This is a genomic window from Thermoprotei archaeon (genome assembly GCA_038881895.1).
GTDB lineage: Archaea > Thermoproteota > Thermoprotei > Gearchaeales > WAQG01 > JAVZOV01.
Genome location: JAVZOV010000002.1, coordinates 350,240 through 374,210, shown reverse-complemented (window position 1 = coordinate 374,210; position 23,971 = coordinate 350,240). Strand labels below are relative to the sequence as shown.

The following is a 23,971-nucleotide window of genomic DNA, read 5'->3' as shown; positions in this document are numbered from 1 at the left end:
TCATCTTAATAGGAACAATGATTATTAGAGATCCCCGGATGCAGGTTGCTTTTGTATCATTGTTAGCTACATTATTTCTTGTTAGTATTAAGGTTTTAGCTTATTTATTTACGGGAAGTTTAAGTATTCTCGCTGAATCTCTTCATTCATCGTTGGACTTACTATCAACGGTCATTACACTTTATGCTGTAAGTATTGCTTCTAAGCCACCTGATATTGAGCATATGTATGGTCATGGAAAAGCTGAGAATCTTGGTGGATTGGCTGAGGCTTTGTTATTAATCATTACAAGTTTTTGGGTGATTTATGAGGGATTTCAAAGAATTTTCAGCGGTGCTGCTGTTGAGTTTTCTGGGGTTGCCGCATTGGTTATGGTTATTTCTCTTATTATAGATTATTCTAGATCAAAAACCTTATATAATGTTGCTAAAAAATATGAAAGTCAAGCTCTTGAAGCTGATGCATTACATTATTTTAGTGATTTATTTAGCTCAGGAACTGTACTTATAATTATTTTGTATGCTATACTTATGCATCCTGACGAGAGAAGCTTAGTGTTTTTGGATTCTGCTACTGCAATATTAATATCTGTTTATTTTTCTCGCGCAAGTTATACATTAAGTAAACGAGCAATCGATGAGTTGATGGATAGGAGTCCTAAAGAGTTAATAGAAAATATTAAAGGTATTATTAATGAACAGGATGTTAAGATAAAAAATCTAAGAGCGCGCAAATCTGGGAGTAGAGTTTTTATTGATATGGTTATCATAACACCTCCTGATTTAGATATTGAGGCTGCTCACACTATTACTGAGAAAATAGAAAAGACAATAAAAAGCAAATACAATAAATTAAATATTGATATAATAATACATGTAGAACCGTGGACAGAAGAAACGATAATTAATAAACAATTAAAGAAAAAAATTATAGAACACACACGAAGTATTAGCGGAGTTTTAAATGTTAACGATGTAAATGTAAGCTATTACAATAATAAATTTGATGTGAGATTACATATAGAAATGGACCCTAACTTGAATATAAGCGAATCTCATAAGATAGCTACAAAAGTAGAAGAATCAATAAAGCATAACATTGATAATATTAGAAATGTTATAGTCCACGTTGAACCGTACTATAAAATACATAAAAAAGAGCCTCACAATATACTTTATGAGGTCTTTTACAGCCATCCAGAAATATCATCTAAAATTAAATTAAAATCCGCCACATACTCTGTAGTTGGCTCGAAACGCTTTATGGACATTACATGCGTAATCAATAAAAACATTAGTGTTGAGGAGGCTCATGACTTGGTCACTAGATTAGAAAATTATTTTATTGATGCCATTGGTAATAATATAAAAGTCACAATTCATATTGAACCAGAGAGTGAAAAATAACCTTTTAAATTGTTCCAAGATCTTAATCTCTTTAGAGCATGTTCTCAAGCGAAATTTTATCTCCTTTTTATTAATGTTCTTTGTTAGTATGAGAATTTAAAATAATAAAGCGCCGGGGGCGGGATTCGAACCCGCGAGTCCGTTAAACGGACACAGGCTCTCCAGGCCTGCGCCCTACCAGCTGCCCGCACGATGCTTTGCTCTAGGCGACCCCGGCATGCTTAAAAAGTCTTAACTGGATTATAAAATTTATTTCTAAAAAAGTTTGATGTTACTTTTCAGATAGTTCTTCTTTTGCATATTTTCCGAAATACTTTAAGAATGCTATTATGACTCCGAGACCTTGTTGAACATCAGGATCTCTAAGTGCTTTCATTAAACCTAAAACTCCTTTGACTGGCTGTGCATTTTTAATTGTCTCTTCAAGCTCGCTCGGATGATCTGTTAATGTTGAAAATATTTTTTCTATTGCTGGGGATTTTACTTTCGATAATAATTCTAAAGCTGTAGAAAGTGCTTCAGCTCCGCCTGCTATCATTTCATCAGTTAGTAAGTTTCTGAGTTGTGCAGTAAGGCAAAGTAAGTTAAATATTACATCTAGTGAACCTGTTCTTTTTAATTCCTCCAGTTTTGATATAGTATATTGTATTGTTGGTAAACTGTTAATGAGGTTTGTCACGGCTTCTATGTTCTCTTGTTTTGATAGAATCTCTGCTAGTTTTTCTATATCATTATGTTCAGGTTGAGATGCCATGGTCTTACCACCCCATGCCTGGTAATATAGATTTAACAGTTAAACTCCAATAAAGCTTGTTATATGCTAACTTTGTCCAATAACATGCAAATGATGGAGGGGGTGGGTTAGGCATTGTATTATAATCAAATACCAGTAGAGTTCCTTCACCAATTCCGGTTACCATAAAGCATATAGTTTTTCCATCATATACTTTATTAGGTTCTATACCTTGTAGATCATCTACTATTCTAGCGGCAACAGTTGATGCCTCAAAATCAGCTACAGATCCAGCTTTGGAAGTTGGAATATTTGTTGCATCACCTATTGCATATGCGTCATCGTAACCTTTTATGTTAAGTGTGTATTTATCAGTCTGTATCCATCCCTCATCATCACCAATTCCGGATTTCTCTATTACTTCAGAACCTTTATGAGGTGGCACAACTATTGCAAGATCATATTTCAATGTTTCTCCTTCCATGGATTTTATTTCTTTTTTCTCTGGGTCTATTGATTCTACGTTAAACATTAATGAAGTTTTTACTCCTCTAGATTCTAACAATTCACCCGCTGTTTCGGCAACATTCTGTATTGTGAATACTCTTGGTAATGGATACGCATAAGTAATGCTAACTTTATCTCTTATTCCAAGTTTTCTAAAGTAGCTATCTATCATAAAAGTCATTTCTAATGGTGCTGGAGGACATTTATAAGGTAATCCGCCTATTGTCACTACTATATTTCCATTTTTAAATTTAGATATTTTATCTCTAAGTTTTAATGCTGCTTCTAGAGAATAGAAGTGATCAGTTTCTTTAATGCCAGGTACCGATTCTAAGTCTAGACGCGCTCCTGTTGATATTACTAAGTAATCATAATTTAATTGTTTGCCTGACACTGTGAAGACTGATCTATTATTTAAATCGATTTTACTTATTTCATCCTTAATAAAGTTTACGTTAGGTGTTAGAACACTTTTTACTGGTTTCATAATCTCTTTAGGTGTCATCAGACTTAGTGCGATGAAAAGAAAACCTGGTTGATAATAATGAACATCAGCTTTATCTATGACAGTAATTTTTATCCTATTGTTTCGAATATCATCTGAAAGCCTATATGCCAAATTGTTCGCAACTATGGATCCCCCAACTCCAGCTCCTAGTACCAGAATATTTTTCATTATCACTCATAGTAGAGATATAAATGTAGTAATAAATATTTATCTATTGGTATAAATCTATCAAATACATGTGCTACACATACTAGCATATCTAATATATATTAAATTATTACTATTATATTCGATCTCGCATTGCGTGCTCAATAGATTTTCTAAAAATAATAAATTTTTACACTCTGATAATAAAGTAGTTAGCTAAAATAGAGGTTTATAGGTTATAAAATAATCAGTTAGAATAACATTATTAAGTAATTAATCGGACTTCCATGATGGATATTTTCCTGCTTCCATAAAAATTCTAAGAGGTTTTGCTACTAATCCTGATTCCATTTCAACTATTTCTTTTGCTGAATATAGTGCTTTTGCTATGGCTACTAATTCTCCTTTTTTTGTATATAATGCTGTTACACTATCACGATTTATTTTACTACTGATTGTTAGAATTCCTGGTGCTGCTAAGCTTGCACCATGCGCTATCGCATCTACTGCACTGTCTCTAATTATTATTGGTGGAAAGTTAGTTACTATTTCTTCCATTGGCCTCACAACTCTTCTAAGCTCGTCTTCATATTTCTGCTCTTTCCAAAGCGTGTAAGCTCCTAATACTTCATGGAGTGTAACCAATCTTTCATCGTTTTCATTAAAATGTCCTACTCCTGTTCTCCTTAATTCATCCATGTGGGCACCAACTCCCAGTATTTCTCCTATATCATAGCATAGTTTTCTCATGTATGTTCCTGCCTCACATTTGACTCTCAAGAGTACATTCCTCTCTTTTATTTCTAATATGTCGATAGAATATATGGTCCTAGTGCGGAGGATCCTTTTTACTGACGATCTGACTGGCGGACGTTGATAAATTTTTCCTTTGAATAGGTTGATGACTTTCCTGATCTCATTCTCATCTACATCACCATGGAGTCTTGCAAGACATACATACTCTTTACCACTATTTGATAATACTTTAACTAGTTTTGTGCCTTTTCCAAGACCTATAGGAAGTATACCGGACACTTTGGGGTTTCCCCGCTTTTTCCTGCTCTAGGGTTCCCCCGTGTCCGGCTTTAATGTTCATTATCTTTTTTATCCATGCTACTACTTCATGACTTGAGGGACCCCTTGGTTTGTCTAAAAGTATGAAACCTTTTAATAAATATTCTTCGATAGGGCGTTCATATGGCGATATTCCAAATCCTCTATCAGGTTCTTTTGCTTTTACAATATCTGCTTCACTGAGAATTCTTTCGATGTATTTCATCATTAACCAACCTTAATAGGAGTTTTCATTTCATCAATTAATTTTGCCGATTCTAATGCTTTTAGTACTTCTTCATCAGTAGCTCTTCTTTTTATATCTATTTTCAATTGCGTAACTTCTAAATGTTTTACGTTAGCTTTTCTTCTCCTTACACCTGTAAGACTTTTTGGACCAGTAATGTAAACAAAGTTTTCATCTATTATATCTATTACTACGCACTTTCGACCAGCCTCTCTTCCTCTATTTTTTACACAGATTGATCCTACATTTATTATAGGCATTTTTCTCACCTAACTTAAATCAACAACTTAATCATGTTTATAAATTTACCCTCAATAAAATCAATTTTACTTATGTAATATAGTTAAACCACACTAAAATGATCTGAGATTTGGCATGCTCCACTACTGAAATGGGGGTTCTCTGTTGCTCTGCTTGAGGTTTCATCGTACTGAGTTCTGGGATTTGCACAACCAGCCCTCTGCATGGATATATAACCCATAGTCTGCTTGGGAGTGGCTCGTTGAAAAACTATATAGTTCTGATAACGTATTTAAGCTTTCCAACAATTCATCCCACGGTTAAAACAGTAAGCCTTCCTGTCGAATTTTATGTAAAATTCTAAATAAAAACTATGCTCTTATTTTGTTTAGATTTTTTATAGCACTTATCAATGTTGATGCTATGAATTCTTCATTCCATAGTGCGGTATTTATCATTAGATCGAAGATAGATAGATCATTTATATCAATGTTATAGAACATCTTAAAACGTTTTGCATTTATTTCTTCTCGATGTTTTACTATTTTTTTCGCATCTTCTATGCTTATATTATCCCTTTTACTAATTCTTGCGATCCTAATCTCTAATGGTGCCGTAACGTATATTTTAATATCAGCGATGTCTTTTAGTAACCATGCACCCAAGTGAGAATCTATAACAATGTTTCCTTTCTTTGCTTCACTAATTACTGTCTCATCAACTCTTTTATCAATGTCAAAATTTGACATAGCAATCTGATGCAATTCTGCGAATGTTACGCTCATTTCTTTAGCGATTTGTCTGAAGATTGCTCCTGCAGAAAAATATTTTAAGTTAAATTTATAAGCTATAGTTTGTGCATAGGTTGATTTTCCCGAACCTGGAGGCCCGCTAACTGCAATAACTAATGGCTGCATCGTTAAGACCTCAGTAAGATGCTCTTACTTTGGCAGAAATCAGATTACTTAAACACGTTGAGCAAATATATCCGCCATAAGGTCTGCTAGGCCTTTTCTCGCTTAAGGCCATTTTTCTAGCTTTTAAACTGACATGTGTTCCGTGTAAAGGTTTATTACAAATTATACATCGAGCTTTCTCAGTGTTTCTTGGTCTAACGTGTAGTGAAGTTTTTCCACTTGGAGTTCTTACTTTAACCTTTGCTCTTGAATGTGTTCTTAACGCTGGCCTGGGCAAGGTGTTTCACCTATGGTGGTTGTAAACCAAGTAACTTATAAATGATTGCTCCTATTCCAAATGCACAGATCATGTACCACCAATAGAACGGAAGAACTGCGTTAAGAAGCGGGAAGTATACCATTGGTTCAACGCCAAATATATTTGAAAATATTATCCATATTATCCAGAAGATTGGTAACATGATGATCATGTTCATCATGGAATATTTAAATACTTTGGCTTGTAATTCATTTAATCGTTCCATTTTCTTTTTTGGGATTAATTTAGGATCCCTAACTTTTCTTAATTCTTCTTGTATCTCTCTATTGAGAGACATGATTTCTCTTTGAAGCAGTTTGTATTTATTTATGTCCCCTACGACCATTCTGGTTATCGAGTATGATATCAATGGTATTAATGTAGCAAGTAAAAGCACTATTATTGATGCTAATGGTGGGTGCGCCCATATTCCTAAGATGCCTTTAATATAATCAGAAACGCTTTCAAGTATTAAAGGATACATAAAGATCACCTTAATCCTAATATTCTAGCCACTGCGGGATATTCTTCCTCTAATCTTTGTGCTGCTAGTATTTGATAGAACTGGTTTATAATACCTACTGCAAGTAATATTCCCATTCCAGTACCTAAGGCTCCGAGTATATCAGCGAAAGCTGCTAATAATCCTACTATGAGACCGCTGAACCATGTGAGGGTTGGTATATAGCGGTTTAACATGCTTTCAATAACTTGTACACTTGATCTGAACCCTGGTATTTGTATTCCAGAACGAACTAGGTTTTCGGCTTGACTGTGCGCATCCATACCAGATGTATTTACCCATGCTATTGCAAATATTATAGATAATAATGCCAATATAACAACATATCCAACAGCATGCAACGGATCTGATACAGCGTTAATAAGTCCTCTTGGTGGTGTCATATAATATATAAGGCCTCCTGATGGTGTTGGTTGTGTTGCATTTGGTGCGTATGTGAATTGGAAAAACAGATTGAGTATTGGGTTACTATTTCCTGGATTATACATTCTCCATAAAAATTGTGAGAAGAATATGATATTTGCGTTTAGTGCTGACGCAAGTATTATAGGTATGTTAGACACATAAAGAAATTGGAGCGGTATTTTTGTTCTCATTCCACCATATCTAGCATAGGCTATTGGGATTTCAACTCTTGCTCCGGTCGCATAAGTTACTATTATTAAAACTATAATTGTAGTTATTAATCCTACAATTGACGGCCATGATCCACCGCGTATGATAATATAGTGAAGTGCTGTACTATTTGATATACTAGATCCTAATGCCCAGAGAATGCCATAAGCAAGACCATCACCAACAGATATTGGATTTAATAATTCGCTGAAAATCTGCTGCGTTATTCCAGCTAATATAAAGAGACTAACTGCACTCCCAAAACCCCAACCCTTCTCAAGGATTTCATCCAGATATATTACTAATATACCGGCGATAAAGAGTTGTGTGAAAATAAGTGTAGCAAAAAGTGGATATGAATAACCTGAGGGGGCTGCGCCAAAGAACCCTCCAAAAATATAAGCTGTTGCTTCAAATGCAGCAAATACTATTGCCAAGAGCTTTTGGGCTCCTGTGAATAAGGCTTTTTGTGTGGGATCAGTTAAATCCATGTTAATGAGTTTTGAGCCTACTAGCAACTGCATAATTAATCCTGCAGTCACTATTGGGCCTACACCTAATTGCATTAGAGTGCCGATTTTCGATGCAAATACTATACTCATTAATGCAATTTGTGGCCCTTGAAATGCTGGATTTGTAGAATAGTTTAAGGGATACAATGGTATTTGTCCCATTACTAGGTAAACTGTAAGGACTATTGTTGTCCATGCCAACTTTCCTTTAAAACTTACTGGTCTGCTAGGTTTTGCTACCTCTGGTAATCGTTTGATTATGGGATCTAAAATTTGTAGAGCTCCCAATTATTTGACCCTCCTTATTCTTTTATTATAGTTCCACCTGCAGCTATTATTTTTTCTTCGGCTAATTTGCTTGCATCCTCAACTCCTTTAATGATTAGAGGTTTTGTAACTTTTCCTGACCCTAGCATTTTGTTAATTCCTAATTTTGTAAGGTCAATTTCAATACCTTTTTCGGATTTAATAGCTAGTCCTTTGTTAACCAATATTTCGACTAATTCGTCTAATTCTCCAACATTTATTGTTCTGGCTATACCTTTAGGGATTGGATGAAAACCGTGTTTTCCAAAGTAGTCTGGCTGGTATTTTAGAACCCATGACCATTTATGTTTTCCGCTTTTTCTTCCAGCTTTTCCTCTACCACCTTTTCTACCGGATCTCCTATGTTGGCCTTGTATTCCCCATCCGTGAGTGCGTGATCCTCTCATTTTTCGAATCTTTTTTTCTCTTCTTATGCTCACAATTCTACACCACTTTAATTTATTTTTATAACAACCTTACTTATAAATTAACTTATTCTCCACTTAAAACGAAACTCAGCTCAGTTATACTCTCAGTTATAAATGAATGTTATATCATGCGTAAGAGAAGTTCGTTTATTTTAGATCCTCTGTAACCTAGTTCTCCTCCGTCAGTATACATCTTTTTTACTGATCTCTTAAAACCTTTCCTAGGTGGGTGCAGTCTAAACACTGGTTTTATTATTTTTAGATCTTTGAGTTTTACTTTTCCTTCTAAAAGTGCTTGTGCTAAATCTTCAAATCCGTTAAACCCTATACTCTTTATATCGTTCTCTGTAAGGGGTTTATTACCCACTTTTCTTCCTCGTTTAATGAGCAGAAGTTGTAATGTTGTTTTATCTATCTCACCCCATGTTATATATTTCCACGCTGTCTTGAGTATTCCTATCATTTGCGGTGTGTTGCTAACTAGTGTAGTGTGGTTTCTTTTATGCAATCTCAAAATTTTTAACGCGGTTTCCTCTTTACTGTTCATATTAACAGTTCCTCTTATTCGTATAATCGCTAATAATCCCATCATTATTCAGCCTCGCATTATGTTAAATTTGTATGTTGATTTTAATGCGTTATAGGTTGCTAATGCAAGATTTAATGTTGTTCGTGTCTCACCGCTAGATCTTGTCCATGCATCTTGTATTCCAGCCATTGACATTACTAATTTAACTATTTCGCCTGCAACCAATCCTAATCCTCTTGGAGCTGGATAAATTGCTATCTTAACACTCCCACTCTTGCCTGTAACTTTGAATGGAACACTGTGTGGTCTTGTGCATGAGCATTCCCAGCTACCACATCCCCTTAACACGGGTACTGTGTTTAGTAATGCATTATTAAAGGCTTTGTTAATGGCTATTCTCATTTGTCTTGATTTACCTATTCCTATGCCTAAATGTCCGTTTTCATCACCGACTACTACAAGTACCCTGAAGCTACCTATTTCTCCAGCATCTGTTTGTCGTTGAACATAGTTTACCGTTATTACTTCGTGTTTTAAGTTGGGTAATAGTGTTGCTACAATTTCTGGTTCTTTAATTTTTAGATTATTTTCAAATATTTCTTCAAGTCTTGTTATTTTACCATCTTTAACCATTTGACCAAGCTTTGTTTTTGGTGCCCACTCTTCAATGTTTGCAGACACTTTTATCAACCCTCTTTAGCATTACTAAACTCCTTAATAATAATTTTCTTTGTTTCTTCGAAATGTTGTGGTAGATCTTCAGGTTTTAATCCACGAATTATGTATCTTGAAAAATGTTTCTCATAACGTTGAGGATCTTTTTCTTTTAATAGTAAAGCATACTTAGCTATGTGTTCACCTTTTAATCTTTCTTCACTTGGTAGGACCTCTTCTCCTGTAGGTATTTCTAAACCAGCATCTCTAGCTCCCATTAGTATGGCAAATACTTTAGCTCCTTTTGTGGGAGTGTATAAACCAATGTCTGGTACTGCGGTCTTTACGCCTTTTGCTAACGCTTTATAACCGCATATTAATCCTACAAGATACGATGCTGGCAAGTTATTTTCATCTCCTTTCCAACCAAAGCGTTTAAGGAGCTCTTTTGAGGAAGATGATATGATCACTTTGTCATGGTCTGGAAAAGCCTGTATAAGTTGGGCTATTATATGTTTGTTTGTAATTCTTACTACGAATCTCGGTTTCTCAGATTTTATAAGACCCAGCCTCTTCCTATAATTAGTTTTACCTTCTCGTCTTCTTCTGAACGGTACTCTATAGTGGGGTCCTACTACCATATGATCACCTTATTTTTCTTTTTAGCAAATCATGTTCTAAGAGATAAGCTTTAAGTTGGGATTTGCTTTTAAACATGCCACTTTTGATGTAACTTCTGAGCAATCTATAGGTTTTTACATCGATTAATTTTTTATCTTTAAGATCTGTTAAGTATGATCGAAGTGTTCTGGTCCGTGTAGACCATAATCTTTTTTCGATGTTTGCTTTATGACCTTTTCTACTACCAGGGCCTTTTCTAAGCCCCTTTGCTTTTTTAGCTTTTCTTATTCTTGTTCTTCCTCTACTTATACCTTTTTTCTGTTTTATTTGTATAACACCGCTCTTTATTAAAGCCCTAATTTCTTCTCTCGATATTACGGAAGATAGCGTATCAAATTCATCCGGATCTAACCATATTCTGCTTTTACCAACGCCTAATTCTCGTGCTGCTAATTCTTTTATATGATCAAGACTCATTTAGCACCACCTGGATTTAATACACGCAGTCCTAATTTGTTAGCTTCTTCTATAATGCTCAGTCTTTTAAATTTTCCTACTGTTGCAGCGATTCTTACTACATGTTTATCTGGTTGGAGTCCTACCAAATCTTCCTTTCTATGTACTAAAACTTCAATATAACCTGATGGGTGAATACTTCTAATCTTTTTCATATTTCTATAACCTATTTTTACTCTAGGTGTGTATCCTTTGATCTCAAGCCTGATTTTATTATCTTGTCCTTTTGGTTTTCTCCATGAAGAATCGATTAATCTTTTAACTTTCCAAGCGTCTGGGCTTCTATAAAATTTAAGTAGATCTCTTTTGTATTTTGCTCGCAGTTTCGCTAAATGTTTGTGCACTTTCATTTTATGTGCTCACCTCTAATACTTATATATATACCATCAAGGAACTTTCTTGGATCTCTCTTTCTAATCTTAGTTGCTTGTTGTATGTTTGCAGCTGTTTGACTCACTTCATCAAGGTCTATTCCGCTTACTATTATTTCATCTCCTTTTACATCGATTTTCACGTTTCCTATGATTCGTGCTTTCCGAGGCGCTCTTTCTCCTATAAAGTTTTCGATTAACACATAATTACCGTGCATTTTCACATTAATTGGAAAATGTGAATATGCTATTTTAAGTTTATAAATATATCCACGAGTTACACCTGTTATCATATTCTTTATTTTTGAAGCTATTGTGTTCACTATTGAAATATCACGTTTTTTTCGTATAAACTTATAAACATTTATGGTATTATTTGAGAGCTCAATTGAAACTTTAGCATGTGAAAAATCTTTCTCTATAGATCCTAACGGTCCATTTATTCGTACTTTTTTATCATTAATTTCTGCAGTTATGTTTTCTGGTAATTTAATTTTCATGCTATGGATTTTTACGAATTCTGTTATATTTGTACTAATAGACATATGCCACCAGCACCCCTCCAATACCTTTCTCTTTAGCCTCTTTATGTGTCATAATGCCCTGCGGTGTTGATATAATTATAATACCTATGTCTCTTGATGGAAGATAATTAACTTCGAATTTTTCAATTTCATTATGTTTTACTGAGATGCGGGGAGAGACAATTCCGCATTTGTTAATACGACCGAGCAATTGAACTTTAAACTTACCACCTCTGTTATCATCAATAAGTTCAAATACCCCTATGTATCCGTTGCGTTGCATAACTTGAAGCACTCTAGCAACAAATTTTGAAGCAGGATATATTGTACATTCTCTATTACCTCGTAGCTCATTGTTATACAATGTTGATAGGGTGTTTGCCAATGTATTTTTTACCACCATTGTGAACACCTAGATTTATTCTTATGATATGAGGACATGGTTACTTATAAAGCTTAGTTACTCGTATTTCTTGAAACCCATGAGTGGAGCTACTTCCCTAAAGCAGCGTCTGCAGATCATTAATCCGTATTTCTGTATTACCGCCTCATGAGTACCACAAATCTTACATTGTCGTGAACCCTTCCCGAATTTTTTAACCTTAGGAGGACGGTATTTACCCATTAGTAATCACCTTAAATAATCTCAACAGAAAAATTTTCTTTCATGAATGATGCAGCCTCTTCTGGTGTCACACGTTGTTTTCTACCAACTTTTGATTTAGCACGTCTTCTTTTACTGACCCTATAACCTGGTTTCTCAAGGGTAACACAAACATTCATGCCGAAAATTCCTAATGCAGGATTATATTTTGCGTCTGGTATTTCTATGTGTTCTTTAATACCAAATGAAAAAACTCCTGTTTTTGAAAAACTAGAAAGTGGTATTTTTCTATTTATTACGTTGAGTGTCTTATCAAGAAATTCTTTAGCACGTTGTCCTCTCAATGTTACTATACATGCTATTGGTTCACCTTTCCTAATACCAAAACCTTTTATTGTTTTCTTTGCGGGCCTTAATGCTGGTTTTTGACCTGTTAATTCCTCTAAAACCTTTGTTGCTTTCAATAATCTTTCGCCTGATTCACCAACTGCTATATTTATAGTAACTGCTCCTAGTCTAACCCTATTCATGGGATTTGCCTGTAACGACATCTGAATCACCTTTTGGTAATTTTATAATAGGTGAATCGATACCAATAAGAATTAAATTCTTTATACCAACGGAGAGAGATTTACCATCACCTATATCAAGGACAGATATTGAACGATATTTAGGCATTAAGTGTCTGATTTCTATGATCTTGCCATGTTTTGATACTGACCTACCTGCATAAGCCAATCCATAAGATCCAAGTGCTAATGGTATGCGTTGGATTATTTCGTTAGTAGATAATTTAATTACTAAGGAATCATAAGTATTAGGAATATCAGTGCTAGACTGGTCAATAAGGATATTCCTTCCATCATGTAATGTAATTTGTATTTTTCCATGTTTTATACGTTGTTTGTTGATGACCTTACCTATTTTTATATCTTTTTCAGTGTCAGGTATTTTCACAAGCGTTAACGGATATCGTGAATAAGGTAGCACTCTGTATATTTCACCTGTGGGCATAAGTTCTACTATATCCATTAATCCAACAGGAAACGATTCATCACGTCTCACTTTACTATCTATTTTAATAAGCCCTCTTTTTATAATCTTTTTTGATTCTTTGTAAGTCTCAGCATACTTAAGCATATCGCGTACTATTAATAGAAGCGGTATTGAGAATTTAGATGGATGAGGCCCTGGTGATGGTCTTATGGTCCATGTATATTCTTTTCTTAATATCGGCCAGTAAAATGGTGCTGCTTCACGTTTTAAATGACCTGTCATGGTTGTTCACCAGCTTGAACATTACTAATTGTTACTTTCGATAAAGCTTCTAATTTGGTTCTTCTTTTCTCATCGCTTAGATCCAATTTTGTGACTATAACTTTTGATGCATGAATAGGCCTTAATGTGGTTCTGCCTCTTGAATCTTTCATAGTTAGTCCTTCTATGTACACAAATCCACGTTCAGCATCTACACGAACGACTTTTCCTTCATGACCCTTTGAATCTCCTCTTATTACAATTACGTTATCACCTGTTCTAACTCTAATGCTTCTTCTACGATATTTATTACGTAGTTCTTTACTTAAGTGTGCATGAAGCAATTTATTTCTTTTATGTAAAGAAGCTGAAAAAATCGATTTTCGCTGATTTCCAGGTTTCACACTTTGCATAGGATACACCTCATATGATCATTGTTGCTAGACCAGCAATTTTAGGCCATCTTTCTGCTGCTTCACGTGCAACAGGTCCTCTAATTTCAGTACCTTTCACATCACCTTCTGGTGTTACTATTACAGCTGCATTATCCTCGAATTGTATCCACGTGCCGTCTGGTCTTCTGTATGACTTTCGCTGTCTTATTATTACTGCATCAAAGATTTGCCCTTTTAATCCTGGTTTAGTCTTCTTTGCTGCAATTTTTACTACATCACCTACAGCTGCTGCTGGTAATCGTCTTAGTCGAGTTTTCATACCTTTAACTGATATGATTAATCCTAAATAGACACCACTATTATCGGCTACGTTAACAATTGAGCCTACAGGTAATCCTCTAGTTATATTAGGCTTATACGTGATTCCTGTTGGACCCTTTGCTCCTCTTTTAGCCATTTAGTTCACCTATATACTGAACATGAGAAATAAAACTGGAATATAAAATTGTGCGCATACTTATCATCTCACTGAGAAGTTTTTTAAGACTACAAAGGAAACGGTTTTAGCTATTGGCCTAGTTTCTCCTATGATAACCTTATCCCCTTCTTTTACGTTCATACATTCTGGGACATGAGCATGCATTCTACTTCTTGATCTTATATAACGCATGTATTTGGGCACGTAATTTATTACTTCTCGCTCAACAACGACTGTCCTTTGCGCTCGTGTTTTTACTATGATACCCTCAGTTATTAATCCTCTAACTTTTATTGATCCATGATATGGACAATTAGGATCATTGCATGTATTAGGAGGAGGTTCTATTCCAAAGATCTTTTTTCCTGGTCCTACAACCATTTTAATCTCTCCTCCGGTCTACCAATAAGATCTTGGCCGTTGATTTTAACGGTTTTTTTATCAGGAAGAATAAAATGAAAGAAGCAAGAATTTTTTAAAAAATTCTTTATTGAGTTATTAGTCACAACTTTTATAAGGTTTCGTGTTTCATCAATAATGATTCCTGAACCTAAATATTTATGATGCATATCATAAATTTTGACTTTAAGACCTATTAATTCATGAGCAATAATATTTTTTGGTTTAATTCTCAATTTTTATTCACCTCACTATCAGTCTTTTTCTCTTTTTTCTCCGTACTACCTTTTGGTTTTTCTTTGGCTTTTTCTTTTTTAGTTATTCCGAGTTGACGTTCCCGTAGTATTGTTAAAATTCTTGCGTAATCTTTTCTTAAGCTTCTTAGGTACATTACATTTTTTGGTGGTCTTCCTGCAGTGTATAATCCTCTAAGTTTTACTAGTTCAGCAGATATTTCATTAAGTCTCTTGTTTAATTCTTCATCACTGAGCTTTCTGATCTCCTGAGCTTTCATTACTTACCACCTTTGCTTCTATAAGCTCGAATTTGCGTAGGGTGTCCTCAGGTAATTCAACGGGAGGTAATATGTTAACCTGTATTCCAACAATTCCTGGTTTAAGTAATACTGATGTGACCGCTGTCCTTACTTCCTCCATGGAGTATTGTCCAGCTTTTAATAATACCCCTGCTCTGAATTTTTCACGACGCGATCTTTCGCTAACTAATTTTCCTGTTATAATTATTTCCGCACCTCTAGCTCCTGCATCCATTATTTGCCTTAGTGCTATGTTTGCTGCACGTCTAAAGTGTATACCTCGTTCCAATGCTGATGCTATGTGTTCTGCTATAAGTGCTGGATTTAATGCTGGATTTTGTATTTCACTAACGTTTATTTGGGGATTCAGTAGGCCGAATTTTTCCTCTAAGGTTTTTGCGATTTCTTTTATTTTTAAACCATGTCTTCCTATTATTAAGGCTGGTCGCTCAGCCTCTATAATTACCATAGATCCTAATGGTGTGCTTTGGATTTCTATGTTTCCAATTCTTGCTCGCTTTAATGTTGACTTTAAGTACTGAATAACCTCCATACGCTTTGATGATTCTAAAAGAAATTGCTTTTTTGTTGTAGTACCTTTTACTGACGACATGTTATTTTATCACCTCAACGGCTGCCAGTTCTACATGCACGGTTTGTCTAAAATATGGTGTTGAACGTCCATAGGCTCTTTGAATGTATTTCTTTATTACCATGCCTTTTTGTGCTGCGGCGTGAATAATTTTTAATCTCGAAGTATCTAAACCCTTATATTCTGCGTTTGCTTCAAGTTGTTTTACTACATCCAGAATGTATTTTGATGCTTTAACTGGATAACGTCCTGTATACCATCCTTGTAGAGAGTGATGTGGTAGTTTCTTCTTATAACGCTTTATTGATACCATTCTTTTCATTGATATTACATCTTCGAGAAACTTTTTAGCGCTCTCTACATCAAGTCCTTTAATGTTTTTACATATTTCTACAGCATCTTTAAACGAAATTGGCATGTCTCTACCACTGGCTATTGCGCTTCTTTCCGGGTCCAGTTTTGTTATTGAATACCCCCACGATGGCATAATGAACACCTATTTGAGCGGTACGTACATGGATGACCGAGTGGCTCTCAAACCTGGTTCTCCATGCGTTACTTTCTTACATGTATGAACAAATTCTCCTAACCTGTGACCTATCATCTCAGGTTTAATTTCTACAGGCACAAATTCTTTACCATTATACACGTGAATAGTTAATCCAACCATTTCTGGTAATATAATCATTTCCCTGTAGTGCGTTTTTATAGGCTTTTTTAAATCACTTCTTGTAGCTTTCCTAATTTTTTCTAGTAATACTGCATCTCTTGCCAAAAGATTTCGTTTTAAGCTTCTTCTAATTCTGGCTGGGAAAATTTGGACTAACTCATCCATCGTCATGTTACGGAGTTGTTCTATAGTGTATCCCCTATACATAAATTCTTTAGGCATGCTATTCACCCCTTAATATATAATTGGTAAATAAAAGTTTTTGGGAGAAATTTGATCACCTCTACCTTTTTCTTCGTCCAGTTCTCTTTGATCCGTAAAATCCGACTTTCCGGCCTGGCGGGGCAATCTTTTTTACTGGCCTACCACCTGTTGGATGTGCTCCACCACCATGTGGGTGTGAGGCTGCATACATTGCTTTTCCTCTTACTTTTGGCCACTTCTTCTTATTAACTCTCATTATTTTGTAGTTTACACCTGCCTTTAGTTTTGGTTTTTCAGTTTTACCACCACCTGCTATTACACCAATTGTTGCTAGGCAGTTTTTATTTAGTTCCATAGTTTTCCCAGATGGAAATTGTATTATTGCTCCTTTTTCTGTTTGTGAGAGTAAAACTGCATAGGCACCTGCTGATCTAGCTATTGCACCTCCATCACCTGGCCTTCGCTCGACGTTACTTATTATTGTTCCTTCACTAATAGATCCTAATGGTACTATATTGCCTACTGATGTTGATGCTTCTGTACCTATCATTATTGTTTGTCCTTTTGATAATCCTTCAACGCTAGGTACGTAGAACACTTCATCATTGTAGACGATTTCTGCTAATGGTGTATTTCGTCCGCTTTCGGGAATTAAGTTTTTAACTGTCGCTATGATTGTTTTACCATTGTTTATTAGATTGATTAGGTCTTGGGGATATCGTGCTGGTGCAATTTTTCTCCAATCTGGTGCACGCCATTGTGAAACTCCTCTTCCTCTTCTTTGTGCGAGAAGACGTTTACCCATTTTTACCACCTTATAAGAGTCCTAATTTCGTAGCTAATTCTATGGCTGAATATTCCTCTGATAATCTTACGTAAGCTTTTTTGATTCCCCGTGGTGTTATTAATGTCTTTACATTTTCAACTTTTACACCATATAGTTTCTCGACTTCTTCTTTTATTTGTGTCTTATTTGCTTTTAGATCTACTACAAATGTGAACCTGTTTTCTTTTTCAAGTTTAGCTATTGCGGCTTCAGTAAGAACCGGATAAAGTATTACTCCCATTTATGACACCCCCAATCCAATGTAAGCATGTTGTAGTTTGAAGTTCATGAGTTCATTAAATGCAGATTTACTCCAAATTGTAAGGCGGCCAGCTCTGCCGCCAGGAGCTAGATCAAGTATGCTTAATCTTCTAACATTCACTACATCGACCCCGGGTAGATTTCGTGCTGCTTTCATGATATTTTCACTTTTATTAACGACTATCAGGAGGCTTTTTCTTTTTTTATACCGTCTTCCTCTCATTTTACCTTTACCTGCTCTGGTTTTAACTCCATCCTTAGCTCTGCTTACATCACCGTACAAGTTAAGAGTCTTAAGGACGTTGACTAACTCAGAAGTTTTACTAATATTTTCTATGTCATTATCTATCACTATTGGTAATTCAATGTTTCTTGGTATTATGTGACCCCGTGATTCTACGATTTTAAGTTCTGCTGTGGCTGCAATGGCTGAAGCTATAGCTAAGCGTCTTTCCTTTTTATTGATTCGTTCTCTAATTACTTTTTCAACTTTTGGACCCTTTGTTCTATATCCTCCAACAGTCATTGGAGCAAAGGCTCCTGCGTTCGCCTCGGGGTATCCACTACCTTTAACTCTCGGAACCCTGGCTATACCATACCCAACACCCCAACTTTCAGCTGTCGTTCTTTTACCAGCCATTGAATCTCTTCCTTGTGCTTGTCTAGAAGCCGTTAATGCAGAAAGGAAAGCTCTTTTTATTAAGTCTGGCCTATATGGTATTGTGAAGACTTCTGGTATTGTTTTAAGTTCCTCAATTGTGTCTCCCTTTAATGATAAAACTTTTACTCTTGACGTCGACATTCATTTCATCCTCCGATGATTTGAACTACTTTTTGTGGAATTTGCAATAAGCTTGGTTTTGATCTTACTGGGTATCTTAACATAAGTATACGTTTTGCTGGTCCAGGTGTGCTACCTTCAATTATTACGTAACTATTTCTTATAATGCCATAATATTTAAATCCTGATGATGGATTAACCTTTGAAGGATCATTATCGATCTCTATAATACGTTTGTTGTATTCTGTTCTTCTATGAAATCCCATTTGTCCGGGTCTAGGCACTGTGCGAACCATTGAGGGATGCTGAGGACTTATTGCTCCTACTTTTCTAGAACCTTTACGGTGTTTATGCCACTTGATCAATTCTTTCACTCCAAATCTTTTTATAACACCTTGAAAGCCTTTACCTTTTGTGACACCAATAATATCTACTAACTGCCCACTACTGAACACATCTTTTATATTAATCTCTTTTCCTAGGAGATTCTTTATAAAATCTAATTGTTCTTTAATGTTATTTCCTCCGCTTACTCCGATTTCTAGTAATTCTGGTGTTTTTTTACCAATTGTTGTTTTGTATGGTTGTGTTATTGCTATTACTCGTATCTCTTTAATCTTGTCAATATTCTCATATAATTCTTTTATTTTTTCATCGGTATTTGTCTCTTTCTTTCTTCTACTGATCAATCTAAATAGTTTATCTGGAAGTTTTTCTGCATAAACTTCTGTTAGTGACCTGAGTGCCCCGTTATTCTCTCCATATACACGAATTCCTGCAATAAATATCGGTGGTGCTTCGAGAAATGTGACAGGTTTAGCAATATCTCTGCCATGATAAGGGCTCATTTGATAAGTTTCGGTTTTAATAACATAACCCATACCAACCTTATAAACTGGAAAACCTAATAAACGGGGGGATCCAATTACTTTAGGCCACGTTCTAATTCTAGGTATAAGAGAGCTAGCCCTGACTCTAGGATAAAATCCGTGCGACCCCCTCCGCGGTTCATGAATCCTTCGGCCCACAACTCAACCCCTCAACAGAGAAGAAATGAAAGGCTTCTATATATCTTTTAACAAAGTATTGCATGAACACTTTGAGTTTTAAAGACTTAAGATATGTGAAAACTTTATAATTTTGCTTTATTACCTAATACTAGAATAAAAATGTCATTAGTATCTAAAGTAGTTGAGAATGTTTATTTAATAGATACTTTAGGAGCAAATTTTGAGAAAACTATTGCATCTTATTTAGTAAAAGGGTCTAAGATTGCGTTAATTGATGTTGGATACGCATCATCTTATATTAATGTTATAAAGAGTCTTCAGATGCTTAATATAGACCTCAAGTGTGTCGATTATATAATACCCACTCATGTTCATTTAGATCATGCTGGAGCGGTCGGAGCACTTGCGAAACATATGAAAAATGCTAAAATCATAGCTCATGAACGTGCTGTAAGGCATATAATAGATCCTTCAAAGTTAATACAAAGCGCTACCTCAGTATATGGCGAAGAATTAATGAAAATATACGGAACTCCAGAACCTGTTGAACAAGATCGTGTAGAAGCAGTAAAAGATGAATTATTTTTAAATTTAGGAAACAATACTGAACTGCGATTAATTTATACACCAGGTCATGCGCCACATCATATATCTGTAGTTGATGAAACAAGAAAAATTCTGTTTTCAGGTGATGCATTAGGCATTATATATCCTCATTTCCCAGCCTTAATACCTACAATGCCCCCTCCGAGTTTTGACCTTAACCTAGCTTTAAAGAGCATTGATGTGTTAGAATCCTTTAAACCAAAACTTATATTGATACCACATTTTGGTGTTATTGAGAACGATGAACATATATTTAAGAAAAATAGGGACAGGATGAACGAATGGTTAAGATTGATTAGTGAAATGCGTTCACAAGGATCAACACAGAATGATATAGTATCTTTCTTATCAACTGAAGTTAGTAAAGAGGTTACTAATAAGAGAACACCAATTTATGCTATAGGTTCGATAGCAATAACAGTCATGGGAGTATATAATTATCTCGATCGTATTTCAAAGAAATCTGAATGAAAATGAGCCACCTCATGACTAAGAAGGTTTTCAGTATTCAGTAAGCTTTTTACCTATTCTTTCGGCGAGAAGGCTTCCGACTTCAGTCGTGGAGATGAATTGCCGTTAAGTTTATATCCCTCCATTCATCCACATGCGAGCGACCCGCTCAAGGAGATGGTGGGGACGTCCGAAAGCTGGAATAAGGCTTCCATCCAAGACTGGTGGGGGATGATTCCAGCAAGCGGGCTATGAATTACATGCTCATGGCAGGGGCTGCCTTGACACAGCCCAGAACTCAGTACGATGAAGGCTTAAGCCTGAGGAACCGAGAATCTCCCGGCTTTAGCCGTGGAGAGTGTCAACTATTCTTTATCTACTGGTTTGAAGAACTCTTCAGTTCTTCCATCCCGTAGATCTTATTATTCTGTAAGCTATGTACGTATGCATTCAAGTTCCTATTGTAGATAATCCTTGAGTGCCTCCTGTTTTCCTAAGATTTGGCATGTTTAAGCGTTGTCTATTTATCACAAAACAAAAATTCTAGTTTTCTAAGCGCCTCGATGAAAAAATCGAGAGGGAAAAGCTACGTACGTCCATCAAAAACCACATAATTTAGAGCCCATCTTTATAAGGATTAAGTTTAAAAATAAAAATAGCATAATACATACGATATAAAATGGATAGATATGAAGTTGTTTTAAAAGATGGCTCAAAGGTTTCTATTCGCACTGTTTCTGTTTCAGATATTAAAAAGATTATTGAATTCTTGAGCCAGCTTGATTATGAAAGTGTATACATGCGGTTTGGACACTTTGTAAAATTTTTTGATGATTTTGCGCAAAGAATTGCGTGTGATAAGAATACGGTGTGCTTACTTGCCCATGATAAACAAGGCAATATTATTGGTATCGCCGATGCGCATATATTTAACGAAGAAGCAGAGGTGGGCGTTGTTATACGTCAAGATTGGAGGAATAAAGGTTTAGGTAAAAAGCTGATAAGTATACTTATCAATGAAACGCAGAAGAGAGGTGTAAAATGGCTTTATGCATATGTGCTCAGAGAAAACGTTCAAGTACTCAACTTACTAAGAAAATTTAACGCAAAACCTGTGGCTAGTTATGGTGATATGGTAAAAGTTAAAGGTCCTGCATTCACAGAGAAAGAGGACTTGTGAATTTTTCTATTCACGTTTAAATATTTAAATACCTGAGATAAATAAAAATGATTAATGACTACGCCTGAGTTAATAAAGGAAGTTAGCAAAATATTAGCATATTCTAATTATGCGATTGCATTAACAGGATCTGGCATTTCAGTTAGTGCTGGTATACCTACTTTTAGAGGACCTGAGGGTTTATGGTTACGTTTAGATCCTAATAAGTTCACATTAAGCTACTTTCTTGAAAAACCTTATGATTGGTGGAATATGGTTAAAGATTTAATGGAATTATTTCTTAAAGCAAAACCTACTCCATCACATAAGGCTCTTGCAGAGCTTGAGCGTTTAGGTTTGCTTAAGGGCATAATCACTCAGAATATTGATGAATTACATCAGAAAGCTGGTAGTTCCAATGTAATAGAACTTCATGGTAATATCAGTAAACTAAAATGTCCAATATGTAAGTCTGAATACGATGCTAGACCTTTAGTATCAAAAATTAAGAAAGGCATTGTGCCAGCGTGTGAAAATTGTGGCTCAATATTAAAACCGACAGCAGTTTTGTTTGATGAACCTATACCTAGAGATGCTTATATAAAGGCTCTCCAATTATCATCGAATGCTGACGTAATGCTAGTAATAGGTACATCGTTAGCCGTTGAACCTGCATCTAGCTTACCAATAAAAGCATTCGAAAGAGGCTCAAAACTCATAGTAATAAACATACTTGAAACCCCCATAGATGATTTAGCCTATCACATACTGAGAGCGCCAGCAGATGAAATTCTTCCAAAAATAGTAAAAATAATAAAAACACACCATAAAGACCATCTCCAATAACCTCCACATAACGATTAGAATTTCTTATGACTAAGTATTATAAGGATTAAAGTATGAGAATTTACATAAAAACGTATAGAAGAACATATTTTAACGAAATTCTTAAAGCTTTTTAACATATTAACATCCTTGCCCTAAAGATTGAAGATTTCAATTACAATATTTATGATACTTTAGTGTTCCTTTAAGATCTTCTGTGATCTGAGTACAGAGAATTGCTTATGACAGCGTTTAGATAACAGCTATTTAGCTCTTTTTTTAGATACTACTGATGCAATTGCTGATGTAAATATTATTGATAGAACGATGATTATTGATATTATTGTTGGTATTTCAAAACCATATGCTCTACCTAGTTCATTCACAATAATCTTTGCTCCTAAAAACATTAGTACTACTGTTAATCCCTTACTTAAATATTTTAACCTGAATGCTACTATTGCAATTACAAAGTATAAACTTCGTAAACCCAAGATAGCCATTATGTTAGATGCGTATGCTAAGAAAAAATTTTCAGTAACAGCTATAACTGCGGGTACAGAATCGAATGCAAACATAATATCAGTGCTCTCAATCGTGAATAATACAAGTATTAATGGGGAAAATAGTAATGCATTGTTATCTCTAACAATAAATTTGTCTTCTTTATAGAAGTTTACGATGGGAAGATATTTTCTGGCAAGTTTAACTAATGGATTTCTTTCGGGCTCTATACTAACTTCCTTGGACCTCATTAACTTATATCCAGTGTAGAATAAAATAGCAGAAAAAACATATATAATTGGTCGCCATATCATAAGGGCTGTGATTCCAACCCCTATAAAAATAGCCCTTAAAACTATTGCTGTTAAAATACCTATGTATAACGTTTTTGTTTGATACTCTAACGGAACTGCAAAATATGTAAATATTACTGCGAAAACAAACATATTGTCTATGCTAAGCGAATATTCAATAACATACGCAGCATAATACAATAATCCGGCCAAATGACCATAACTTAACATTATGTATGCTCCAAAAATTAATGCCGTAGAAATCCACACAACTAACCACATCAAAGTAGTTTTTAAAGTTGGTTTATGTTTACCACCCCAAGCCCATTTAAGATCAATAATAATTAACACGATTATAATAGTATGATATACAACCCAAAACCACTCTGGGGGGACAATGTTTAAGTGAGCTGGTGGGGTTTCCATCATCTTAATCACAATTCCAATTAATATCCTCTATTTTAAAT

General features: G+C 35.1%; 37 protein-coding genes and 1 tRNA gene. 4 read left to right on the top strand and 34 right to left on the bottom strand.

Annotated features, from left to right (window positions below; all coding sequences use genetic code 11):
* Window positions 1-38: 38 nt before the first annotated feature.
* The gene (locus QW128_05060) at window positions 39-1,406 is read left to right on the top strand and encodes a cation-efflux pump (protein ID MEM3832952.1); all 1,368 of its coding nucleotides are present in this window, start codon (window positions 39-41) and stop codon (window positions 1,404-1,406) included.
* Window positions 1,407-1,516: 110 nt separating this feature from the next.
* On the opposite strand, the gene QW128_05055 is transcribed toward QW128_05060, so the two are convergent.
* The 33 genes from QW128_05055 to QW128_04895 all read right to left on the bottom strand — a co-directional run bounded on the left by QW128_05055 (window position 1,517) and on the right by QW128_04895 (window position 19,685).
* Window positions 1,517-1,623: transfer RNA gene (locus QW128_05055), tRNA-Ser, on the bottom strand.
* A 54-nt stretch (window positions 1,624-1,677) separates the two neighbouring features.
* The gene (locus tag QW128_05050) at window positions 1,678-2,160 is read right to left on the bottom strand and encodes a DUF1641 domain-containing protein (protein MEM3832951.1); all 483 of its coding nucleotides are present in this window, start codon (window positions 2,158-2,160) and stop codon (window positions 1,678-1,680) included.
* Between the two features lie 4 nt (window positions 2,161-2,164).
* Complete coding sequence (locus tag QW128_05045; protein MEM3832950.1) at window positions 2,165-3,322, bottom strand: FAD/NAD(P)-binding oxidoreductase; 1,158 nt, start codon at window positions 3,320-3,322, stop codon at window positions 2,165-2,167.
* 252 nt (window positions 3,323-3,574) lie between these two features.
* On the bottom strand, window positions 3,575-4,336 hold the full coding sequence (locus QW128_05040) for an RNA-guided pseudouridylation complex pseudouridine synthase subunit Cbf5 (protein MEM3832949.1): 762 nt from the start codon (window positions 4,334-4,336) through the stop codon (window positions 3,575-3,577).
* Window positions 4,287-4,580 (bottom strand): tRNA pseudouridine synthase A, encoded by a 294-nt coding sequence (locus tag QW128_05035; GenBank protein ID MEM3832948.1) that lies wholly within the window; start codon window positions 4,578-4,580, stop codon window positions 4,287-4,289. Before QW128_05035 ends, QW128_05040 begins: the two co-directional genes overlap by 50 nt.
* A 2-nt stretch (window positions 4,581-4,582) precedes the next feature.
* Window positions 4,583-4,861, bottom strand: a complete 279-nt coding sequence (locus tag QW128_05030) for a 50S ribosomal protein L14e (GenBank protein MEM3832947.1) — start codon at window positions 4,859-4,861, stop codon at window positions 4,583-4,585.
* 351 nt (window positions 4,862-5,212) lie between these two features.
* Window positions 5,213-5,758: an AAA family ATPase gene (locus tag QW128_05025; protein MEM3832946.1), complete on the bottom strand. Its 546-nt coding sequence runs from the start codon at window positions 5,756-5,758 to the stop codon at window positions 5,213-5,215.
* 10 nt (window positions 5,759-5,768) lie between these two features.
* A complete protein-coding gene (locus QW128_05020; GenBank protein ID MEM3832945.1) occupies window positions 5,769-6,035 on the bottom strand; it encodes a 50S ribosomal protein L34e in 267 nt (88 codons plus the stop codon).
* 10 nt (window positions 6,036-6,045) lie between these two features.
* A complete protein-coding gene (locus QW128_05015) occupies window positions 6,046-6,540 on the bottom strand; it encodes an EMC3/TMCO1 family protein (protein ID MEM3832944.1) in 495 nt (164 codons plus the stop codon).
* Between the two features lie 5 nt (window positions 6,541-6,545).
* A complete protein-coding gene (gene secY, locus QW128_05010) occupies window positions 6,546-7,994 on the bottom strand; it encodes a preprotein translocase subunit SecY (GenBank protein MEM3832943.1) in 1,449 nt (482 codons plus the stop codon).
* 14 nt (window positions 7,995-8,008) lie between these two features.
* A complete protein-coding gene (locus tag QW128_05005) occupies window positions 8,009-8,452 on the bottom strand; it encodes an uL15 family ribosomal protein (GenBank protein MEM3832942.1) in 444 nt (147 codons plus the stop codon).
* A 109-nt stretch (window positions 8,453-8,561) separates the two neighbouring features.
* On the bottom strand, window positions 8,562-9,029 hold the full coding sequence (locus QW128_05000; GenBank protein ID MEM3832941.1) for a 50S ribosomal protein L30: 468 nt from the start codon (window positions 9,027-9,029) through the stop codon (window positions 8,562-8,564).
* Window positions 9,030-9,035: 6 nt separating this feature from the next.
* Window positions 9,036-9,656 carry a 30S ribosomal protein S5 gene (locus tag QW128_04995; protein ID MEM3832940.1) on the bottom strand — a complete coding sequence of 207 codons (621 nt, stop codon included), beginning with the start codon at window positions 9,654-9,656 and terminating at the stop codon, window positions 9,036-9,038.
* Window positions 9,656-10,264 (bottom strand): 50S ribosomal protein L18, encoded by a 609-nt coding sequence (locus QW128_04990; GenBank protein ID MEM3832939.1) that lies wholly within the window; start codon window positions 10,262-10,264, stop codon window positions 9,656-9,658. The genes QW128_04995 and QW128_04990 overlap by 1 nt, the downstream gene beginning before the upstream one ends.
* A gap of 4 nt (window positions 10,265-10,268) precedes the next feature.
* Window positions 10,269-10,721 carry a 50S ribosomal protein L19e gene (locus QW128_04985; GenBank protein MEM3832938.1) on the bottom strand — a complete coding sequence of 151 codons (453 nt, stop codon included), beginning with the start codon at window positions 10,719-10,721 and terminating at the stop codon, window positions 10,269-10,271.
* Complete coding sequence (locus QW128_04980; protein ID MEM3832937.1) at window positions 10,718-11,110, bottom strand: 50S ribosomal protein L32e; 393 nt, start codon at window positions 11,108-11,110, stop codon at window positions 10,718-10,720. Before QW128_04980 ends, QW128_04985 begins: the two co-directional genes overlap by 4 nt.
* On the bottom strand, window positions 11,107-11,676 hold the full coding sequence (locus QW128_04975) for a 50S ribosomal protein L6 (GenBank protein ID MEM3832936.1): 570 nt from the start codon (window positions 11,674-11,676) through the stop codon (window positions 11,107-11,109). The genes QW128_04980 and QW128_04975 overlap by 4 nt, the downstream gene beginning before the upstream one ends.
* Complete coding sequence (locus QW128_04970; GenBank protein ID MEM3832935.1) at window positions 11,666-12,058, bottom strand: 30S ribosomal protein S8; 393 nt, start codon at window positions 12,056-12,058, stop codon at window positions 11,666-11,668. Before QW128_04970 ends, QW128_04975 begins: the two co-directional genes overlap by 11 nt.
* Before the next feature lie 57 nt (window positions 12,059-12,115).
* Window positions 12,116-12,280 carry a 30S ribosomal protein S14 gene (locus tag QW128_04965; GenBank protein ID MEM3832934.1) on the bottom strand — a complete coding sequence of 55 codons (165 nt, stop codon included), beginning with the start codon at window positions 12,278-12,280 and terminating at the stop codon, window positions 12,116-12,118.
* A gap of 11 nt (window positions 12,281-12,291) precedes the next feature.
* The gene (locus QW128_04960) at window positions 12,292-12,810 is read right to left on the bottom strand and encodes a 50S ribosomal protein L5 (protein ID MEM3832933.1); all 519 of its coding nucleotides are present in this window, start codon (window positions 12,808-12,810) and stop codon (window positions 12,292-12,294) included.
* The gene (locus QW128_04955; GenBank protein MEM3832932.1) at window positions 12,782-13,537 is read right to left on the bottom strand and encodes a 30S ribosomal protein S4e; all 756 of its coding nucleotides are present in this window, start codon (window positions 13,535-13,537) and stop codon (window positions 12,782-12,784) included. The genes QW128_04960 and QW128_04955 overlap by 29 nt, the downstream gene beginning before the upstream one ends.
* Window positions 13,534-13,929 carry a 50S ribosomal protein L24 gene (gene rplX, locus QW128_04950; GenBank protein MEM3832931.1) on the bottom strand — a complete coding sequence of 132 codons (396 nt, stop codon included), beginning with the start codon at window positions 13,927-13,929 and terminating at the stop codon, window positions 13,534-13,536. Before rplX ends, QW128_04955 begins: the two co-directional genes overlap by 4 nt.
* A gap of 10 nt (window positions 13,930-13,939) precedes the next feature.
* Entirely contained in the window at window positions 13,940-14,368 is a 429-nt protein-coding gene (locus tag QW128_04945; protein MEM3832930.1) for a 50S ribosomal protein L14, read from the bottom strand.
* Window positions 14,369-14,431: 63 nt separating this feature from the next.
* Window positions 14,432-14,770, bottom strand: a complete 339-nt coding sequence (locus QW128_04940) for a 30S ribosomal protein S17 (protein MEM3832929.1) — start codon at window positions 14,768-14,770, stop codon at window positions 14,432-14,434.
* On the bottom strand, window positions 14,761-15,024 hold the full coding sequence (locus QW128_04935; GenBank protein ID MEM3832928.1) for a ribonuclease P protein subunit: 264 nt from the start codon (window positions 15,022-15,024) through the stop codon (window positions 14,761-14,763). Before QW128_04935 ends, QW128_04940 begins: the two co-directional genes overlap by 10 nt.
* Window positions 15,021-15,302: a 50S ribosomal protein L29 gene (rpmC, locus tag QW128_04930; protein MEM3832927.1), complete on the bottom strand. Its 282-nt coding sequence runs from the start codon at window positions 15,300-15,302 to the stop codon at window positions 15,021-15,023. The genes QW128_04935 and rpmC overlap by 4 nt, the downstream gene beginning before the upstream one ends.
* Window positions 15,271-15,936 (bottom strand): 30S ribosomal protein S3, encoded by a 666-nt coding sequence (locus tag QW128_04925; protein MEM3832926.1) that lies wholly within the window; start codon window positions 15,934-15,936, stop codon window positions 15,271-15,273. The genes rpmC and QW128_04925 overlap by 32 nt, the downstream gene beginning before the upstream one ends.
* 1 nt (window position 15,937) lies before the next feature.
* Window positions 15,938-16,402 (bottom strand): 50S ribosomal protein L22, encoded by a 465-nt coding sequence (locus QW128_04920; GenBank protein ID MEM3832925.1) that lies wholly within the window; start codon window positions 16,400-16,402, stop codon window positions 15,938-15,940.
* Window positions 16,403-16,411: 9 nt separating this feature from the next.
* Window positions 16,412-16,807 (bottom strand): 30S ribosomal protein S19, encoded by a 396-nt coding sequence (locus QW128_04915; GenBank protein ID MEM3832924.1) that lies wholly within the window; start codon window positions 16,805-16,807, stop codon window positions 16,412-16,414.
* A 61-nt stretch (window positions 16,808-16,868) separates the two neighbouring features.
* On the bottom strand, window positions 16,869-17,594 hold the full coding sequence (locus QW128_04910; GenBank protein MEM3832923.1) for a 50S ribosomal protein L2: 726 nt from the start codon (window positions 17,592-17,594) through the stop codon (window positions 16,869-16,871).
* 10 nt (window positions 17,595-17,604) lie between these two features.
* Window positions 17,605-17,856: a 50S ribosomal protein L23 gene (locus QW128_04905; protein MEM3832922.1), complete on the bottom strand. Its 252-nt coding sequence runs from the start codon at window positions 17,854-17,856 to the stop codon at window positions 17,605-17,607.
* Window positions 17,857-18,678, bottom strand: coding sequence for a 50S ribosomal protein L4 (rpl4p, locus tag QW128_04900; GenBank protein MEM3832921.1), 822 nt, complete (start codon window positions 18,676-18,678; stop codon window positions 17,857-17,859).
* 5 nt (window positions 18,679-18,683) lie between these two features.
* The gene (locus QW128_04895; protein MEM3832920.1) at window positions 18,684-19,685 is read right to left on the bottom strand and encodes a 50S ribosomal protein L3; all 1,002 of its coding nucleotides are present in this window, start codon (window positions 19,683-19,685) and stop codon (window positions 18,684-18,686) included.
* Window positions 19,686-19,826: 141 nt separating this feature from the next.
* Here QW128_04895 and QW128_04890 point away from each other — a divergent pair, with 141 nt between their 5' ends.
* The 3 genes from QW128_04890 (at window position 19,827) to QW128_04880 (ending at window position 22,728) form a co-directional block, all read left to right on the top strand.
* On the top strand, window positions 19,827-20,744 hold the full coding sequence (locus QW128_04890; GenBank protein ID MEM3832919.1) for an MBL fold metallo-hydrolase: 918 nt from the start codon (window positions 19,827-19,829) through the stop codon (window positions 20,742-20,744).
* Between the two features lie 658 nt (window positions 20,745-21,402).
* The gene (locus tag QW128_04885; GenBank protein MEM3832918.1) at window positions 21,403-21,903 is read left to right on the top strand and encodes a GNAT family N-acetyltransferase; all 501 of its coding nucleotides are present in this window, start codon (window positions 21,403-21,405) and stop codon (window positions 21,901-21,903) included.
* Between the two features lie 54 nt (window positions 21,904-21,957).
* Complete coding sequence (locus QW128_04880; GenBank protein ID MEM3832917.1) at window positions 21,958-22,728, top strand: Sir2 family NAD-dependent protein deacetylase; 771 nt, start codon at window positions 21,958-21,960, stop codon at window positions 22,726-22,728.
* 242 nt (window positions 22,729-22,970) lie between these two features.
* Here the strand turns inward: QW128_04880 and QW128_04875 are convergent, their stop codons facing one another.
* A complete protein-coding gene (locus QW128_04875; protein ID MEM3832916.1) occupies window positions 22,971-23,933 on the bottom strand; it encodes a TerC/Alx family metal homeostasis membrane protein in 963 nt (320 codons plus the stop codon).
* Window positions 23,934-23,971 lie beyond the last annotated feature (38 nt).